This window comes from Glycomyces artemisiae, assembly GCF_003002955.1.
Taxonomy (GTDB): Bacteria; Actinomycetota; Actinomycetes; order Mycobacteriales; family Micromonosporaceae; genus Glycomyces; species Glycomyces artemisiae.
The window spans coordinates 425,018-440,995 of sequence record NZ_PVTJ01000003.1 but is presented as its reverse complement, the minus strand read 5'-3'; the positions used below and the strand labels follow the sequence as shown (position 1 = coordinate 440,995).

Genomic DNA, 15,978 nt, shown 5'->3' with positions numbered 1-15,978 from the left:
GGTCAGCGAGGGGCGGCCACGGACGTGCGCCGGGCCGTGGGGCAGGGCATGAGGTGCTGGACGGGCGCGGCATCGGGGTCGTCGAGGCGGCGCAGCAGCTCGCGGACGGCCCAGCGGCCCATCTCGTAGTGGGGCAGGGCCGCGGAAGTCAGCCCGGGGAACAGCTCGGGGGCGATGAGCTCCTGGTCGTCGTAGGAGACGATCGACAGGTCGCCGGGGATGCTCAGCCCCAGTTCGGCGGCGGCGCGGTAGACGCCCATCGCCATGCGGTCGTTGTAGCAGAACACGGCGGTCGGCCGGTCCTCCTTGCGCAGCATGCGCATCGCGCCCTCGTACCCGTCGAGGGTCAGCGCGTGCTCGACCTCGACGAGCAGGTCGCGGTGGTCGATCCCGTTGGCCTCCAGGCGCTCACGCCAGGTGGCGAGCCGGATCGCGCGCGCCTCGACGTCCTCGGCGGTCGTCAGGTGCCCGATCCTGGTGTGCCCGGCCCCGGTCAGCTCGGCGAGCACACCGAGCGTGCCGCCGCGCTCGTCGGGCACCACCGAGGACGCCGAGCCGTCCGCCGTCCGCGCGTCCAGCAGCACGTGCGGCGTCGACCCGATGCCCTTCGGCACCTCGATCACCTGGTGGTACATCGTGGCGAGGAGGATGCCGTCGATCTGGCGCTCCTGAAGGGCCGCAATCGCCTCGCCGGTCTCGGCGGGGTCGCCGCTGGTGTCGATCATGAGCAGCAGGAACCCGGCCTCGCGGGCGGCGTCGTGCGCGCCGCGGATCATCTGGCCCGCGAACGGGGTGGTGGCGACGTCGTCGCCGATGAAGCCGATCATCTGCGTGCGCCTGGTCCGCAGCCCGCGGGCCACGGTGTTGGGGCGGTAGCCGAGCTCGGCGGCGGCGGCGCGGACCCGGTCGCGGGTCTCCGCGCCGATGCGCGTGCCGCCGGTGTCGTTGAGCGCCATGGAGGCCGTGGCGGTCGAGACGCCCGCGGCGCGGGCGACGTCGGCGAGGCGGGGTTTGGTCACCGTTGACTCCTTCCGATGGTTAATCGATTAACTAACGCGGCATGCGTTCATGACGTGAAAGTTAATCGATTAACCCTCACGCTACTCAACCGCAATCGCCGCGGCAACGCCCCGCCGGTCACGATTCGGCATCGGGCCGCGGCCCGGGCCCGGCGCGCGCCGGGCCCGCCGCTCAGGCCCGCGCGGCGCCGGTCATGATCGCCACCGCGTCGGTCATCGAGTGCGACCGCGGCGTGATCGTCGCCGCCCGCTTGCCCAGCCGCTGGATGTGGATGCGGTCGGCTACCTCGAACACCTGCGGCATGTTGTGCGAGATCAGGATGACCGGCACGCCCCGGTCGCGCAGGCTCGCGATCAGCTCCAGCACCTGCCGCGACTCGCGCACGCCCAGCGCCGCGGTCGGCTCGTCGAGCACGACCACCTTCGAACCGAAGGCCGCCGCCCGCGCCACCGCCACGGCCTGGCGCTGGCCGCCCGAGAGGTTCTCGACCGGGACCGTGACGTCCTGGAGGGTCGTGATCCCCAGCTCGGCCAGCTCCTCCTTGGCGCGCTGGCGCATCCGCTTCACGTCCACCGCGCGCAGCACCGTCCCCAAGGGACCTGGCTTGCGCAGTTCGCGCCCCAGGAACAGGTTCGCGGCGATGTCGAGCGCGGGGGAGACCGCGAGGGTCTGGTACACCGTCTCGATGCCGAGCGCGCGGGCGTCCTGCGGGCGCTTGAACTGCACACGCCGCCCTTCGAGCCGGATCTCGCCCTCGTTCGGGATCTCCGCCCCGGTGAGGCACTTGATGAGGGTCGACTTCCCGGCGCCGTTGTCGCCGATGACGGCCAGCACCTCGCCGGGGTACAGGTCGAGGTCGACACCGTCGAGGCCCACGACCCTGCCGTAGGTCTTGACCAGGCCGGTCGCCTGGAGGATCGGCTCGCGGGAGCCGGACTCGTCGGTGCTCATGCGCGCGCCTTTCTGATCCACTGGTCGATCGAGACGGCGGCGATGATGAGCACGCCGACCGCGAAGGTCTGCCACAGGATGTCGACCCCGACCAGGGCCAGCCCGTTGCGGAAGACGCCGACGATCAAGGCGCCCAGCAGGGTCCCCCAGACCGTGCCGCGCCCGCCGAACAGGCTCGTCCCGCCGATGACGACGGCCGTGATCGAGTCGAGGTTCAGGTCCACGCCGGTGTTCGGAGAGGCCGCGTTCGACCGTCCGATCTGGATCCACGCCGCGACGGCGAGGATCGCCCCGGCCGCGAGGTAGACGCTCGCCAGCACCCGCTGGACTCTGATGCCCGCCAGCCGCGCCGCCTCCGGGTCGTCCCCGGCCGCGTACACGTGGCGGCCCCAGGCCGTCCCGTGGAGGATCAGCGCCAGCGCCACGTACAGCACGAGCATCATCACCACGCCGATCGTGATGTTCACGCCCCCAAGGGAGAAGGTCTCGCCGGTGAGCGTCAGCAGGTCCGGCATGTCCCCGCCGCGCACGGTCGCGCCGCCCGAGTACAGCAGCGTCAGCGCCAGGAAGACGTTGAGCGAGCCGAGCGTGACGATGAACGGCGGGAGCTTCAGCCTGGTCACCAGGAGCCCGTTCAGCGCGCCCGCGCCGAGCCCCACGGCCAGGCCGAGCACGAGCCCGACCGCCGCGGGGACCCCGTTCTGCACGGTGGTCTGCGCGACCACCATCGACGCGAGCACCATGACCGCGCCGACCGAGAGGTCGATCCCGGCGGTGAGGATGATGAGCGTCTGCGCGAGGGCGAGCGTCCCGACGACCGCGACCTGCTGGCTCACCAGGGACAGGTTGGACGGCTCCAGGAACCGCTCGTTGAGGCCGCCGAAGACGGCGACGGCGGCGATGAGCACGATGGCCGGGCTGATCGCCGGGTGGCGGTGGAGGAGGTTGCGGACGGTGCGCAGGGGCGTGGACCGGTCGAGGAACTCCTCGGCCAGGTCCGGCTCCGCCGCCGCAGTCGCGTTCTGCTGGTTCACGTTCGCTCCGATGTCTCGACGTCTGCGGGCCTAGCCCCAGCAGACGTCGCCCGCCTCGGTGGAGGTGATCGAGTCGATGCCCTCGTGCGGCTGGTCGGTGACCAGCTCGACGCCGGTGTTGAAGAAGTCGAGCCCCTCGGTGGTCTCGGGGGCCTCGCCGGTCGTGGCGAGCGAGTGGATCGCCTCGACGCCGAGTTCGGCCATGCGCACCGGGTACTGCTGGCTGGTCGCGCCGATGGTCCCCGCCGCGACCGCGTCGACCCCGGCGCAACCGCCGTCGACCGACGCGACGATCAGCCCTTCGGTGGCCCCGGCGGCCTCGAACGCCTCGTACGCGCCGTAGGCGGCCGGCTCGTTGATCGTGTAGACCACGTTGATGTCGGGGTTGATCGACAGGAGGTTCTCGGCCGCGGTGCGCCCGCCGTCCTCGGCCCCCTGCGAGGCCTCGTGCCCGACGATCTCGTACTCGCCGCCGGAGTACTGCCCGGTGGCGGCCTCGTCCCCGAACGCCTCGGGGTCGGCGGTGTCGATGCCCATGCCGTCCAGGAAGCCCTGGTCGCGCTGGACGTCGACCGAGACGATCTTGTCGTCGAAGAGGTCGATCATCGCGATGACGGCCTTGTCGCCGCCGAGCTGCGCGGCGGTCCACTCGCCGATGCGCTGGCCTGCAAGGAAGTTGTCGGTGGCGAAGGTGATGTCGACCGACTCGGAGTCGGACGGCGGCGTGTCGAGGGCGATGACGTACAGCCCCGCGTCCCGCGCCCGCACGAGCGCGTCCTCGACGCCCGGCCCGTTCACGGTGATGAGGATGCCGTCGTCGCCGCGGGAGATGGCGTTCTCGATCGCCTGGATCTGGGTGTCCTCGTCGCCGTCCTCGCGGCCCGCCGCGAGCGTGAGGTCCACGCCCGCCTCCTCGGCGGCGGCCTCCGCGCCCTCCTGCATGGCGACGAAGAACGGGTTGGCGGTGGTCTTGACGATGAGGGTGACGCCGACGGTGTCCTCATCGGAGCCGCCGGAGCAGCCGGTCAGCGCGAGGGCGCCCGCGGCGAGCGCGCCGGTCGCCGCGAGGGCCCGGCTGCGTAGGGTGCGATTCATCGGTGAATCTCCTCCTGGGGGTCGAGCATCGCCGCCCGATTGACAACGATGTCAACGACAGTTGTAATTCATGTGGCCGTGTAGAGTCAAGACCACACGATCCATGGAGGTCAAATCGTGACATCGTTGTCAGAGCGACAGGTCTCGGGCAACGGCTCCCGCCCGACGATGCGGCAGGTCGCCGAGCTCGCCGGGGTCGGCGTCAAGACCGTCTCGCGGGTCATCAACGGCGAGCCGAACGTCACCGCCGAGACCGCGCAGCGGGTCCTCGACGCCGCCCGCGCCCTCGACTACGAGCCGGACCTCCACGCCGGGAACCTCCGCCGCGCCGACCGCCGCACCCGCACCCTCGGCCTCCTCGTCGGCAGTGTCGACAACCCCTTCGCGGGCGCCGTCCACCGCGCGGTCGAGGACGCCGCGGCCGGGCGCGGCGTCGCCGTCTTCGCGTCCAGCCTGGACGACGACCCGCAGCGCGAACGGGAGGCCGTGTCCGCGTTCCTGCGCCGCCGCGTCGACGGGCTCATCCTCACCACCGCCACCGCCAAGCAGACCTATCTGCTCCCGGAGCTGCGCCGCGGCACCCCGATCGTGTTCGTCGACCGCGAGCCCTCCGGGATCGAGGCCGACGCCGTCGTCAGCGACAACGCGGGCGGCGCCGCCCGCGCCGTCGAACACCTGCTCTCCCATGGACATCGGCGCCTCGCCTACCTCGGCGACCTCCGCGGCATCACCACCGCGCACCACCGCCGCGAGGGCTTCCTCGACGCGATCCGCGGCGGCGGCATCCCCGCCGCCGACGTCCACGTGATCGAAGACCTCCACGACGAAAGCAGCGCCCGCGAGGCTCTGCTGCGCCTGCTCGACGGGCCCGACGCCCCCACCGCCGTCTTCAGCGCCCAGAACCTCATCACGATCGGCGCGCTCCACGCGCTGCGCGACCGCGGCCGCCACCGCGACACCGCCCTCGTCGGCTTCGACGACATCGAGCTCGCCGACCTCCTCGAACCCGGCGTCACTGTCATCGCCCAGCACCCCGAGGACCTCGGCCGCATCGCCGCCGAACGCGTCTTCGCCCGCCTCGACGGCGACGCCTCCCCGGCCCACCGCGTCGTCGTCGGCACCACCCTCATCGTCAGAGGCAGCGGCGAAATTCCCCCGCGGTCCTGATCGGCGGGCCAGGGCCGCGACGCCTGCGGCACCCCCATACCTGACGAGGGCCCGCGTGACCCTCCGCATCGCCGCCCTCGGACTCGGCGAGGCCGGGAGTGCCATCGCCACTCCCGCGCCCCGACGCTAGGCGAACAGCGTCCGGCCCCACCAGTCGTCGGCGTCGGCCACGCCCGGCGGGCAGGCGAAGAGGCCCGAGGAGACGTGCTTGATGTACTCGTTGAGGACGTCGTTGGCCGCCAAGGACTCCTGGACCGGGATGAACGCGCGGCGCGGGTCGCGCTGGTAGGCGATGAAGAACAGTCCCGCGTCGAGTCGGCCGAGGTCGTCGGTGCCGTCGACGAAGGAGTAGCCGCGCCGCAGCATCCGGGCGCCGTCGTGGTTCGACGGATGCGCCAGACGCACGTGCGCGAGCTCGGGGATGACCGGCTGGCCGCCCTCGGTCGCGTCGAAGTCGGGCTCGTCGAACTCGGCGGCCGAGCCCAGCGGCGCGCCCTCGGACTTGTCGCGGCCGAAGATCGCCTCCTGCTCGGCGAGCGAGGTGCGGTCCCAGGTCTCGACCATCATCCTGATCCGGCGGGTCACCATGTACGACCCGCCGGCCAGCCACGCGGGGCCGTCGTCGGCGGCGACCCACAGGTGCTCGTCGAGGGCCTCGGTCTCCTCTGCTTTGAGGTTCGCGGTGCCGTCCTTGAACCCCATGAGGTTCCGGGGCGTGGCCTGCGTCCGCGAGGTCGAGGAGGTGCGGCCGAAGCCGAGCTGCGACCAGCGGACGCCGACCGTGCCGAAGCCGATGCGCGAGAGGTTGCGGATGGCGTGGACGGCCACCTGCGGGTCGTTCGCGCAGGCCTGGACGCACAGGTCGCCGCCGGAGATCGCCGGGTCGAGGTCGTCCAGCGGGAAGCCCGGCAGCGGTTGCAGCGCTTCGGGTCTGCGGTCGGCGATCCCGAACCGGCCCGCGCCGTCCGCGGTGGTGAACAGCGACGGCCCGAACCCGATCGTGAGCGTCAGCCCGGAGGCCGGGAGGCCCTGGGCCTCGCCGGTGTCCTCGGGCGGCCCGTAGTAGTCGCCGCCGACGGCCCCGCCGGGCCCGGCGTAGTCGCCGCCGCACATCCGCGCGGCGGCGGCCGTCCAGGCCTTGAGCAGGTCGACGAGGTCGTCGCGGTCCTCGGTGAGGACGTCGAACGCGGCGAAGTGGAGGCGGTCCTGCGCGGGCGTGACGATCCCGGCCTGGTTGGCGCCGAAGAAGTCGATGGCCTCGTCGGCGCCGCCGTCCGCCTGCGCGGCGGTGGCCTCGGGGAGGAGCCGCCCAGCGGCGAACCCGGCCCCGGCGGCGAGGACGCCGCCGGCGCCGAGTCCGATCGCGGTGCGTCGCTTCATGGTCGCCCCCCGCTACCCGGCGATGACGCCGGCGACCCGGCTGACGGGTTCGGCGAGCGCGTTGATCGCGTCGGACAGCGCCTGGAGCTCGGCCTCGGTCAGTTCATTGTGGAGCCGCCAGCCGTCGCCGTCGCGGTGGGCTTCGAGCGCGGCGTGCGCGGCGGCGAACTGCTCGTCGAGTTCGGCGACCAGGTCGGGGTCGCGTGCTTCGAGGACGGGCCGCATGGAGGCGACGGCGGCCTCGGAGCCTTCGAGGTTGGCCGCGAAGTCCCACAGGTCGGTGTGCGAGTAGCGGTCCTCCTCGCCGGTGATCTTGCCGGTGGCGATCTCGTCGAGGAGTTCCTTGGCGCCGTTGGCGAGCTGGAGCGGGGACAGCTCCTCGGAGGCGGCGCGCTCGACGACCTCCTGGACGTCGGTCATGAGCTGGTCGGCGACGGGTGCGGAGGCCGAGACGTCGCCGGTGATCCACAGGTCGTATTCGAGCCGGTGGAAGCCGGTGAACGCGGGGTCGGTCGGGCCGGCGGGGAAGTCGTCCTCGCGGGCGTCGACCTTCGGGTCGAGGTCGCCGAAGATCTCGGCGACCGGCTCGATGCGCTCCCAGTAGGTGCGGGCGACCGGGTAGAGGGCCTTCGCGCCTTCGACGTCGCCGGCCTTCACTGCCTCGGTGAACTCGCCGGTCTTGTCGAGGAGCGCTTCGGACTGGCTCGCGATGTACGTCTTGTAGGAGTCGACCGCGGCCTGGATCGCCTCGTCGTCGCTGAGGTCGGCCGCCTCGCCGGTGACGGTGAAGGCGCCGCGGATGCCCTCGCCGGTCATGCCGGGCTTGCAGGCGGTCTCGTACTCGTCGGCGGGCAGCTCGACGATGAGCTCGCGGGTGAGGCCGGGCGTGATGTTCTCGACCTCGCCCATGACCCGGTTGCCTTCGGCGTAGACGTAGAACTCGGTGACCTTGGTGCCGTCGTTGCTGACCGCGAACGTGACCGTCCCGGCTTCGGCCTCGGTGGCGGCGACCTCGCAGGAGTCGTCGGTGGCGGTCACCGCGATGGGCCCGCCGTCGGCGCCCTCCTCGGGCTTCTCGGTGCAGGCGGCCAGGCCCGCGGCGGCGAGGGCCGCCGCGACGGCGGCGGCGATGCGGTGGTGGCGCATGGTTCTCCTAATCGGTTGTCTCGGTCGCCGCGGCGGGCACGGGAGCGGGTTGCTTGCGGGGCATGAGGAACAGGACGAGGACCGGCACGAGGTACGCGGCCCAGGCGATCGTCTCGATCACGGTGGGGGCCGGGGTCAGGTTGAACATCCCGGAGAGGATCTCGGCGTACCAGGTGCCGGGGGCGAGGACGGGGCTGAGGTCGAACGCGAGGTCGTTCAGGCCGGGCAGGTCGCCGGCCTCCTGGAAGTCGTGGACGCCGTACTTGAGGAGCCCGGCGGCCACCAGGACCAGCAGCGCGCCGGTCCAGGTGAAGAACTTGGAGAGGTTGACGCGGATGGCGCCCTGGTACAGGCCGAACCCGATGGCGACCGCGACGGCGATGCCGCCGCCCGCGGCCCCGAGCGAGGCGGCCGGGTCGTCGGCGTAGTCGACCATCGAGTACAGGATGAGCGCGGTCTCCAGGCCCTCGCGGATCACGGCGAGGAACGCGATGAGTACGACCGCGAAGGGCCCCATGCCGATCGCTTCGCCCAGCTTGTCGCGCAGGTCCCCCGCGATGTGCTTGGCCGCGCCCCGCATCCAGAAGATCATCCAGGTCACGAACGCGACCGCGAGCACCGAGGTGATCGCCTCGAAGCGCTCCTGCCCGGTGAAGCTGAGCCGCGTGCTCCCGTACTGGAGCGCCGCCCCCGCCCCGATCGACAGCAGCACGGCGACGGCGACGCCGCCCCACACGTGCGGCAGGTACCGGCGCTGGTCGGTCTTGACGAGGCAGGCGACGAGGATGCTGACGATGAGCGTCGCTTCCAGTCCTTCGCGCAGACCGACGAGAAAGGTCGCGAACAAGGGGGTGCTCCTAGCGTGGTGGGCGGCCGACCGACAGTAACTTAGGTTAGGCAAGCCTCCGACCCCGGGTCAACCCGCGACGGTCACAACACGGCTCCAACTCCGACACCGCCGCCGGCGACTGCGGCGCGGCGGGTCAGTGGGTGACCGATGCGAACGACCTTCGCTCGCCCCACCGGTTTCTGCTTTTTCAGTACCCTGGAGTCATGTCCACGATCACCGGTCCTGCCAAGATGCCCCTCGGCCGAACACTCGCGATTGCGGCCCTGTGCGTGGGAGTCGCGGTCGCCGGGACGCTCGCGTACTTCCTCCTCCGCGAGGAAGAAGAGGTGGCGGCCCATGAGTTTCCCGGCGACGTGGATGTGATCATCTACCTTGAACGCGACATCGAGGACGACGTCCTGGAGCAGATTGAGACTGCGCTCCAGCAGCATCCGCTCACCGAGGAGGTCGAGTTCGAGTCCCAGGCGGAAGCCTTCGAACACTTCCAGGACACCTTCGCAGACCAGCCTGAAATCCTGGACGGCGCAGAGGCCGATACGCTGCCGTCCTCCTTCCACGTCAAACTGACCGACAGCGATCGGTCTGAGGAATACATTCAAGACTTCGAGAACGTCGACGGCATATACGAAATCAGCGACATGGTGGCGCTCTACCGATACTGGGAACCGGCCTGCATCGAGTTCGAGGACAAGGGAATCAGTCCTGACGAGGAGGACACTGAATCGATTCTCTACGAGATACAGCAGGCATGCAGGAACTTCGGTTACACCCTCTGAACCCGCTCGGCGGAGCGGCGGGCCGCCCCGCCGAACAGGTCGACGGCCTCCCGTGATGCGACGCCGATGACCAGGGCGGTCAGGGCCCCGGTGGCGGCGCAGATGCCGATCGCGAGCGACGGGGAGAGCGCCTGGGCGAGCAGGCCGCCGAGGGCGATGCCGAGGCCCTGCGCGGTCTGGAGTCCCGCGGCGGCGAAGCCGATGGCGCGTGAGCGCATGCCGTCGGGGATGAACATGGTGAAGCGGACTTGGGCGAGCACGATGTAGGCGTGGCAGACTCCGGCGAGCGTCCACAGTGCGAAGGTCGCCCACAGGGGCGGCGCGGCCGCCGTCGCGGCGAGCGCCAGGCCCGCGGCGACCGCGAGCGGGACGGTCAGCCGCCGTCGCCACTCGGTTCCCAGGCGCGCCACCAGGAGCGCGCCGACGGCGGTGCCGATCACGATGGAGGACATGAGGAGCCCGACCGACTCCCGGCCCGCGCCGATCTCGGCGGCGTAGGGGGCTGCGAGCGCCTCGGCGACCACGTAGAGGCCGACCAGCCACACCAGGCCCGCGATGGCGAGGAGTCGCTTGTCGCCGACGACGAGTCGGATCCCGGCGAGGGCGAACCCGCTGCCGCGACGGGAGCTCGGGTCGTCGTGCTCGGGGACGTGCGGCCCGATGCCGAACTGGAGGAGCGCCGCCGAGACCAGGAACGTGGCGGCGTTGACCGCGAGCGCGGCGTGGGGGCCGTAGGCGTTCACGATGACACCGCCGAGGGCGAACCCGGCGATCTGCGCGATCTGGTCGGTGGAGGTCGCGATGCTCATGCCGACCGGGAACAGGTTCCCCGGCAGCGCTTTGGGGACGGTGGCGATGCGGGCGGCCGAGAACAGCGGTTCGGGGCAGGTGACGGCCACCAGCAGGACCGCGACGATCGGCAGCGGCAGCCCCGGGATGGCCATGGCGCCGATGAGGACGGCGCGGAGGAGGTCGACGGCGACCATGACGGCCCGCCGCGAGTACCGGTCGGCCAGCCCGGCCAGGAGCGGGGCCGTGATGAGCGGCGGCAGGTACGTGAGCGCGTAGGTCAGCGCGGTGAGCGCCGCCGAGTCGGTCCGCTCGAACACCAGCAGCGCGACGGCGACCCGCGCGATCTGGTCGCCGACGCGCGACTGGGCCTGGGCGAGCCAGAGGAATCGGAACTCGCGGACGGCGAGGACGTCGCGGAATCGCGCGGCGGGTTCGGTCATGTGACTGCCTGTCAGTGCTCCGGGGAGTGCCCGGCGGGGTGGGGCGGATCGTGTCCGGAACCATTGAAACCCATTGGGGCACTGGAAGACAAGTTCGAGGAGGCCCGCGGCCGCAACAGGTTCGGCGTGCCCTGCCCTCACTTCCGCCGCGGCCGGAACCTCTCCTCAGCAGCGCTCGGCGCGTTTGCGCACGCGGGCTACTTCGGGGTGTCGCGCGGCTCGACGCCGTCGAAGAACACCGACACGACCGCCGCGCACGCCTGCTCGGGACCGGCCGCGCCGTCGGCCAGGAGCCGCAGGGCCTGGGTGACCAGGCCGGTGAACAGCGCGAACAGCACCTCGATCGGCAGGTCCGATCTGATGCGGCCCTCGGCCACGCCGCGTTCGAGGAGCCGGCGGACGGGTTCGTTCAGGCGCCGGGCCATCTCGGGGTCCTTCTGCGGCTCGTCGCCGAGGTTCGCGAGGAACGCGTACCGGGCCCCGGCGGTCATGAATCCGCGGCAGAGGCGCGCGACGCCCTCGCGGGCGTCGACGGCGTCCACATCGGCGTCGGCGATCCGCTGCTCCACCTCCGCGGCGGCGGCCTCCACGAGGCCGCGCAGCAGCGCGTCTCTGCTCGGGAAGTAGCGGTACAGAGTCGCGCGCCCGACCCCCGCGGCGGCGGCGACCTCGGCCATGCCCGCACCGGGGCCGCGTTCGGTGAAGACGCGGGCGGCGGCGTCGAGGAGGCGTTCGGCGGCGGGGTCGCGGCGTCGGATCATGGCGGGAGCCTAATCGAGAGACAAATGTGTATCATGATGAGACATAATTGTCTCACGAATTCCCTCGACGGGAGGCGCCATGCAACTCCGCAGACTCGGCCGCACCGGCCGCGAACTCAGCCCGATCGGCCTGGGCTGCATGCAGTTCAGCAACACCGGCGCGGCCGGGCGGTTCTACCGCGCCACTGCGCAGGACACCGCCACCGCGATCGTCCGCGCCGCCCTCGACGGCGGCGTCACCTGGTTCGACACCGCCGAGATGTACGGCGGCGGCCACTCCGAGCGGGCCCTGACCACGGCCCTGCGCGAGCACGGCGTCAAACCCGGCGAGGTCGCGATCGCCACCAAATGGCAGCCCGTCGGACGCACCGCCCGCAGCATCCCCGCCACCATCGGCGACCGCCTCGCCGCACTCCAGGACTTCCCGATCGACCTCCACCAGATCCACATGCCCCACGGCAGCCTCTCCTCCATCCCCGCCCAGGTCAAAGCCATGGCCCGGCTGCAAACCGACGGCAAAGTGGGCGCGGTCGGGGTCTCGAACTTCAGCGCCGCCCAGATGCGCCGCGCCGCCGCGGTCCTCGACGCCGAAGGACTCGCGCTGGCCTCCAACCAGATCCAACTGAACCTCCTGCACCGCAACGCCGAGACCGACGGCGTCCTGGCCGCCGCCCGCGACCTCGGCGTCACGCTCATCGCGTTCTCACCGCTGCGCTCGGGCCTCCTCACCGGCAAGTTCCACGACGACCCCGAGCGCCTGAAGCAGGTCCTGCCGATCCGCCGCTGGATCGGCGGCTTCGGCCCCCGCGCCGTCGAACGCACCCGCCCGCTCATCGACGAACTCACAGCGATCGGCAGGGCCCACGGCGCCTCCCCGAGCCAGATCGCGCTCGCCTGGCTGCTCGCCTACTACGGCGACACGGTCGTCGCCATCCCGGGCGCCTCCCGCCCCGAGCAGGCCGCCGAACTCGCCGCGGCCGCCGAACTGCGCCTCACCGACGCCGAGACCGCCGCCCTCGACGCCCGCTCCCGGGAGGCGACGGCGTCGCGCTGATCCAGGTGCCGCCCAGCGTCCGCCCGGGATAGGCTGGCGCGCTATGAGCCTGCGGACGCAACGACTCCTGGAGATGCTGCTCCTGCTGCGCGAGCACGGGCGGCTGTCGTCGCCCGACCTCGCCGCGCGGCTCGGAGTCACCACCAACACGGTGCTGCGCGACGTGCGGTTCCTCGTCCGGTCCGGCGTCCCGCTCGCCACCGAGCGGGGCCGGTACGGCGGGATCACGCTCGCGCCCGAGTACCGCACGAGCGTCGCCGGGATGGCCGACGACGAGACGGGCGCGCTCCTCGCGCTCGCCACGGGGGAGCGGGCCGGGGACGGGATCGGCGACGTGCTCGGGTCCGCGGTCCGCAAGGCCATGGCCGCGCTGCCCGCGCCGCACCGCGACGCCATGGAGCTCATCGACCGGCGCATCATCATCGACCCGGTGCGCTGGCGGCGCGAGGACGAGCCCGCGGGCGGGCTCGACGCGCTCAAGGAGGCGGTCTTCACCGACCGGCGCCTGCAACTGCACTACTGGCGCGGCGAAGGCGGCCTGCACGCCGACGTGATCGACCCGTACGGCCTGGTCGACAAGGCGGGCGTCTGGTACCTCGTGGCCGACGCCGAAGGCGGGCCGCGGCTGTTCGCGGCCGACCGGATCGTCGGCGCGCGGGTCCTCGACGAGCCCGCCCGCCGCCGCGCGGGCGTCGAGCTCGACGCGCTGTGGCGCGAGCTGCGCGACCGGATCGACGAGGTCGCCGCCGAGGTCCGGATCCGCCGGGATGCGTTGGGCCGCTTCGTCCACCGCCACCTCGCCGACCTCGCCGCGCCGCCGCCCGAGGGCGGCTTCCCCGCGAACGACGACGACCCCGACTGGGTCCGCGTCAGGCTCCGCTTCCGGTCCGTGGCCGTGGCCCGCCGCCTGCTCGACTTCGGCACCGACGTGCAGGTCCTCTCCCCGCCCGAGCTGCGCGAGGACCTCGCGAGCACCGCCGCGGAGGTCGCCCGGATGTACGCCGCCGCCTGACCCGGCTCCCGGGTGGGCCGGAGCGCTCCGGGACCGTGTTAGGATACGACCCGTGACGTATCCTAATGTGCAACCGCGGCCCCCGGGCCGCCCGCGCGACGACGCCCGCGAGGCGGAGATCCTGCGGATCGTGCTCGCCCTGCTCGGGGAAGCGGGCATCGACGGCGTGACCTTCGAGGAGGTCGCCCGCCGCGCCCAGGCATCGAAGAAGACCCTCTACCGCCGCTGGGCCACCAGGCAGGAGATGGTCGTCGCCGCCATCAAGGCCGGGCCCGCCGCGGGCAACAAGCCGGACCCGATCGACACCGGCTCGCTCCGCGGCGACCTGCTCGCCCTGCTCGAACGCCTGGAGGCGACCATGGAGGCGGGCTCCTCCGTCAGCCTCACCATCCTCCAAGCGGGCCTTCGCGATCCGGAACTCTGCCAGTACATCGAGGACTCCGCGGGCCCGACCGGCGCCCGCCTCACCGACGCCGTGCTCCGCGCCGCGATCGAACGCGGCGAACTCCCCGCCGCCGCCGACCCGTTCGCCTACGAGGAGGTCGGCGCCGCGGTACTCGTCCTCCGCAAGCTCAACGGCCTCACCACCGACGCGGCCTACCGCGAGGCGCTCACCGACGCCGTCCTCATCCCCGCCCTGCGCAGCGGCGTCGCCGCCGGACAGCACGGCATCTTCTCGGGCCGCCCCACTCCCGCCTCCATCCCGGCCGCCGATATCCAGACCACCGACCGAAAGGACCAGTCATGACCGCGATCCCCGGCTTCGCCTACGACCGCATCCCCGGCGCCGACGGCGTCGACCTCAACGTCGCCCACGCGGGCGAGGGCCCGCCCGTGGTCCTCCTGCACGGCTTCCCGCAGACCCACGTGATGTGGAGCGCCGTCGCGCAGGACCTCGTCCGCGACCACACCGTCATCGCCCCGGACCTCCGCGGCTACGGCGACAGCGGCAAGCCCGAGGAGACCGCCCCGGACACGTACTCGAAGCGCACCATGGCGAACGACGTCCTCGCCGTCGCCGCCCAGTTGGGCCACGAGCGCTTCGCCCTGATCGGCCACGACCGCGGCGCGCTCGTCGGCGTCCGCGCCGGCCTCGACCACCCGGAGGCCGTCTCGCACCTCGGCATCCTCGACGTGCTCCCGACCCTGGACTCCTGGGACGTCCTGCACGGCGCCGACGCGAAGGTCGCCTGGCACCTCTACCTCATGGCGCAGCCGAAGGGCCTGCCCGAGCGGATGATCGCCGCCGTGGCCGAGGACTTCTTCGCGTCGTTCCTCGACGCGTGGGACCCCGCCGGGACCACGTTCGCTCCCGAGCTGCGCGAGCACTACCTCCGCGCCTCCGTGGACGCGGTGCCGTCGATCGTCGCCGACTACCGCGCCACCGCCGGAATCGACCTCGACATGGACCGCGCCGACCGCGCCGAGGGCCGCACCCTCGCCATGCCCGTCGCCGCGATCTCCCAGGACTGGGGGAGCAGGCTCGGCTTCGACCCCGAGAAGATCTGGGCCGCCTGGGCGCCCGACTTCGCGTACGAGCCGGTCGACCTGGGCCACTTCATGGCCGAGGAGGACCCGGCCCGCATCGCCGCGTTCGTGCGGGGCCTCCTGGTCCGGTAGCGGGACCGAATGTGAACAATAACCAATTTCTGATGGTTTCCGGCGTTACGATCAGGCTGATTGGCGGCCTGCGGGCCTGAGGGCACCGCCGGGTTCCGCGGCCGTCTCCAGGTCGAACGGAGGCATCACTATGGCGCAGAACAACAGCCGAGCGGCATGGGCGGCAGGAGGGACAACGCTTGCCGCGTGCCTGATGATCATGGTCGGCGTCTGGCAGGTCCTCATGGGCCTCGCCGCGATCGCCGAGGACGAGATCTTCGTGACCACGCCGAACTACATGCTCCAGCTCGACCTCACCGGCTGGGGCTGGACGCACCTCATCATCGGTGCGCTCGCGGCCGTGACCGGTATGTTCATCTTCTCGGGCCGCGCGTGGGCCCGCTGGATCGGCATCGTGCTCGCGGTGCTCTCGGCGACCGCGCAGTTCTTCTGGATGCCGTACCAGCCGCTGTGGGCGATCACCGTGATCGCGGTCGACGTGTTCGTGATCTGGTCCCTCGCGGCGACCAGCACCGCCGCCGAGGCCGAGTACGACGGCTACCGGGCCGGCGAGGCGTCCGACTGGAGCACCAAGGACACCCAGCCGGGCGAGCCCTTCGCGAACCCGAGCCGCACCATGTACGACCGCCAGACCGAGGACGCGCCGACCGCGCAGGCCGAGTCGATGACCCGCCCCGCCCAGCGGCCCATGGACCCCGAGTAATACCCGCCGATACAGGGCCGCCCGGCGATGCCGGGCGGCCCTCACTCGCGGCCGGCGCCGCCCGGCCGCTTCCGCAGCGCTTCGAGCTGCGCGAGGTAGATCCCGCTCACGGCGCGCTGGTGCCGGTACAGGAACGCGAGCTCCTCGCCGCTGTACTCCTCCACGAGCGCCGCGACC

Annotated in this window: 17 protein-coding genes; 7 read left to right on the top strand and 10 right to left on the bottom strand. The window is 72.0% G+C overall.

Annotated features, from left to right (window positions below):
- Window positions 1–2 precede the first annotated feature (2 nt).
- The 4 genes from B0I28_RS10785 to B0I28_RS10770 all read right to left on the bottom strand — a co-directional run bounded on the left by B0I28_RS10785 (window position 3) and on the right by B0I28_RS10770 (window position 4,100).
- Window positions 3–1,019, bottom strand: coding sequence for a LacI family DNA-binding transcriptional regulator (locus tag B0I28_RS10785; protein ID WP_106363813.1), 1,017 nt, complete (start codon window positions 1,017–1,019; stop codon window positions 3–5).
- Window positions 1,020–1,191: 172 nt separating this feature from the next.
- The gene (locus B0I28_RS10780) at window positions 1,192–1,971 is read right to left on the bottom strand and encodes an ATP-binding cassette domain-containing protein (RefSeq protein WP_106363812.1); all 780 of its coding nucleotides are present in this window, start codon (window positions 1,969–1,971) and stop codon (window positions 1,192–1,194) included.
- On the bottom strand, window positions 1,968–3,005 hold the full coding sequence (locus B0I28_RS10775; RefSeq protein WP_106363811.1) for an ABC transporter permease: 1,038 nt from the start codon (window positions 3,003–3,005) through the stop codon (window positions 1,968–1,970). The genes B0I28_RS10780 and B0I28_RS10775 overlap by 4 nt, the downstream gene beginning before the upstream one ends.
- A gap of 30 nt (window positions 3,006–3,035) precedes the next feature.
- Window positions 3,036–4,100 (bottom strand): substrate-binding domain-containing protein, encoded by a 1,065-nt coding sequence (locus B0I28_RS10770; protein WP_106363810.1) that lies wholly within the window; start codon window positions 4,098–4,100, stop codon window positions 3,036–3,038.
- Between the two features lie 168 nt (window positions 4,101–4,268).
- Between B0I28_RS10770 and B0I28_RS10765 the strand changes: the two genes are divergently transcribed.
- Complete coding sequence (locus tag B0I28_RS10765; protein WP_106363809.1) at window positions 4,269–5,267, top strand: substrate-binding domain-containing protein; 999 nt, start codon at window positions 4,269–4,271, stop codon at window positions 5,265–5,267.
- A 126-nt stretch (window positions 5,268–5,393) separates the two neighbouring features.
- Here B0I28_RS10765 and efeB read toward each other — a convergent pair whose 3' ends face one another.
- The 3 genes from efeB to efeU are packed head-to-tail and all read right to left on the bottom strand — an operon-like array spanning window position 5,394 to window position 8,640.
- Window positions 5,394–6,647, bottom strand: coding sequence for an iron uptake transporter deferrochelatase/peroxidase subunit (efeB, locus tag B0I28_RS10760; RefSeq protein WP_106363808.1), 1,254 nt, complete (start codon window positions 6,645–6,647; stop codon window positions 5,394–5,396).
- Window positions 6,648–6,659: 12 nt separating this feature from the next.
- Window positions 6,660–7,793 (bottom strand): iron uptake system protein EfeO, encoded by a 1,134-nt coding sequence (gene efeO, locus B0I28_RS10755; protein ID WP_106363807.1) that lies wholly within the window; start codon window positions 7,791–7,793, stop codon window positions 6,660–6,662.
- 7 nt (window positions 7,794–7,800) lie between these two features.
- The gene (gene efeU, locus B0I28_RS10750; RefSeq protein WP_106363806.1) at window positions 7,801–8,640 is read right to left on the bottom strand and encodes an iron uptake transporter permease EfeU; all 840 of its coding nucleotides are present in this window, start codon (window positions 8,638–8,640) and stop codon (window positions 7,801–7,803) included.
- A 206-nt stretch (window positions 8,641–8,846) separates the two neighbouring features.
- Here efeU and B0I28_RS10745 point away from each other — a divergent pair, with 206 nt between their 5' ends.
- Window positions 8,847–9,419 carry a permease-like cell division protein FtsX gene (locus B0I28_RS10745; protein WP_106363805.1) on the top strand — a complete coding sequence of 191 codons (573 nt, stop codon included), beginning with the start codon at window positions 8,847–8,849 and terminating at the stop codon, window positions 9,417–9,419.
- Here B0I28_RS10745 and B0I28_RS10740 read toward each other — a convergent pair.
- Both B0I28_RS10740 and B0I28_RS10735 read right to left on the bottom strand, forming a co-directional pair.
- A complete protein-coding gene (locus B0I28_RS10740) occupies window positions 9,407–10,651 on the bottom strand; it encodes an MFS transporter (RefSeq protein ID WP_106363804.1) in 1,245 nt (414 codons plus the stop codon). The two genes, B0I28_RS10745 and B0I28_RS10740, sit on opposite strands and share 13 nt — an antisense overlap.
- A 197-nt stretch (window positions 10,652–10,848) precedes the next feature.
- On the bottom strand, window positions 10,849–11,412 hold the full coding sequence (locus B0I28_RS10735) for a TetR/AcrR family transcriptional regulator (RefSeq protein WP_106363803.1): 564 nt from the start codon (window positions 11,410–11,412) through the stop codon (window positions 10,849–10,851).
- 79 nt (window positions 11,413–11,491) lie between these two features.
- Between B0I28_RS10735 and B0I28_RS10730 the strand changes: the two genes are divergently transcribed.
- From B0I28_RS10730 to B0I28_RS27215, 5 genes are all read left to right on the top strand, one after another.
- Window positions 11,492–12,466: an aldo/keto reductase gene (locus tag B0I28_RS10730; RefSeq protein WP_106363802.1), complete on the top strand. Its 975-nt coding sequence runs from the start codon at window positions 11,492–11,494 to the stop codon at window positions 12,464–12,466.
- 43 nt (window positions 12,467–12,509) lie between these two features.
- Complete coding sequence (locus B0I28_RS10725) at window positions 12,510–13,478, top strand: helix-turn-helix transcriptional regulator (protein WP_219926692.1); 969 nt, start codon at window positions 12,510–12,512, stop codon at window positions 13,476–13,478.
- A gap of 52 nt (window positions 13,479–13,530) precedes the next feature.
- Window positions 13,531–14,226: a TetR/AcrR family transcriptional regulator gene (locus B0I28_RS10720; RefSeq protein ID WP_219926691.1), complete on the top strand. Its 696-nt coding sequence runs from the start codon at window positions 13,531–13,533 to the stop codon at window positions 14,224–14,226.
- A complete protein-coding gene (locus tag B0I28_RS10715; RefSeq protein ID WP_106363801.1) occupies window positions 14,223–15,098 on the top strand; it encodes an alpha/beta hydrolase in 876 nt (291 codons plus the stop codon). The genes B0I28_RS10720 and B0I28_RS10715 overlap by 4 nt, the downstream gene beginning before the upstream one ends.
- Window positions 15,099–15,228: 130 nt before the next feature.
- Window positions 15,229–15,801 carry a DUF7144 family membrane protein gene (locus tag B0I28_RS27215; protein ID WP_425433439.1) on the top strand — a complete coding sequence of 191 codons (573 nt, stop codon included), beginning with the start codon at window positions 15,229–15,231 and terminating at the stop codon, window positions 15,799–15,801.
- 41 nt (window positions 15,802–15,842) lie between these two features.
- Here B0I28_RS27215 and B0I28_RS28255 read toward each other — a convergent pair whose 3' ends face one another.
- Window positions 15,843–15,965, bottom strand: coding sequence for a hypothetical protein (locus B0I28_RS28255; protein WP_281260925.1), 123 nt, complete (start codon window positions 15,963–15,965; stop codon window positions 15,843–15,845).
- Window positions 15,966–15,978 lie beyond the last annotated feature (13 nt).

Bases quoted from the DNA above. Each gene is read 5' to 3' on its own strand.
- B0I28_RS10780 (WP_106363812.1), bottom strand. From the start codon at position 1,971: ATGAGCACCGACGAGTCCGGCTCCCGCGAGCCGATCCTCCAGGCGACC.
- B0I28_RS10770 (WP_106363810.1), bottom strand. From the start codon at position 4,100: ATGAATCGCACCCTACGCAGCCGGGCCCTCGCGGCGACCGGCGCGCTC.
- B0I28_RS10765 (WP_106363809.1), top strand. From the start codon at position 4,269: ATGCGGCAGGTCGCCGAGCTCGCCGGGGTCGGCGTCAAGACCGTCTCG.
- efeB (WP_106363808.1), bottom strand. From the start codon at position 6,647: ATGAAGCGACGCACCGCGATCGGACTCGGCGCCGGCGGCGTCCTCGCC.
- efeO (WP_106363807.1), bottom strand. From the start codon at position 7,793: ATGCGCCACCACCGCATCGCCGCCGCCGTCGCGGCGGCCCTCGCCGCC.
- B0I28_RS10745 (WP_106363805.1), top strand. From the start codon at position 8,847: ATGTCCACGATCACCGGTCCTGCCAAGATGCCCCTCGGCCGAACACTC.
- B0I28_RS10740 (WP_106363804.1), bottom strand. From the start codon at position 10,651: ATGACCGAACCCGCCGCGCGATTCCGCGACGTCCTCGCCGTCCGCGAG.
- B0I28_RS10735 (WP_106363803.1), bottom strand. From the start codon at position 11,412: ATGATCCGACGCCGCGACCCCGCCGCCGAACGCCTCCTCGACGCCGCC.
- B0I28_RS10730 (WP_106363802.1), top strand. From the start codon at position 11,492: ATGCAACTCCGCAGACTCGGCCGCACCGGCCGCGAACTCAGCCCGATC.
- B0I28_RS10725 (WP_219926692.1), top strand. From the start codon at position 12,510: ATGAGCCTGCGGACGCAACGACTCCTGGAGATGCTGCTCCTGCTGCGC.
- B0I28_RS10715 (WP_106363801.1), top strand. From the start codon at position 14,223: ATGACCGCGATCCCCGGCTTCGCCTACGACCGCATCCCCGGCGCCGAC.
- B0I28_RS27215 (WP_425433439.1), top strand. From the start codon at position 15,229: ATGGCGCAGAACAACAGCCGAGCGGCATGGGCGGCAGGAGGGACAACG.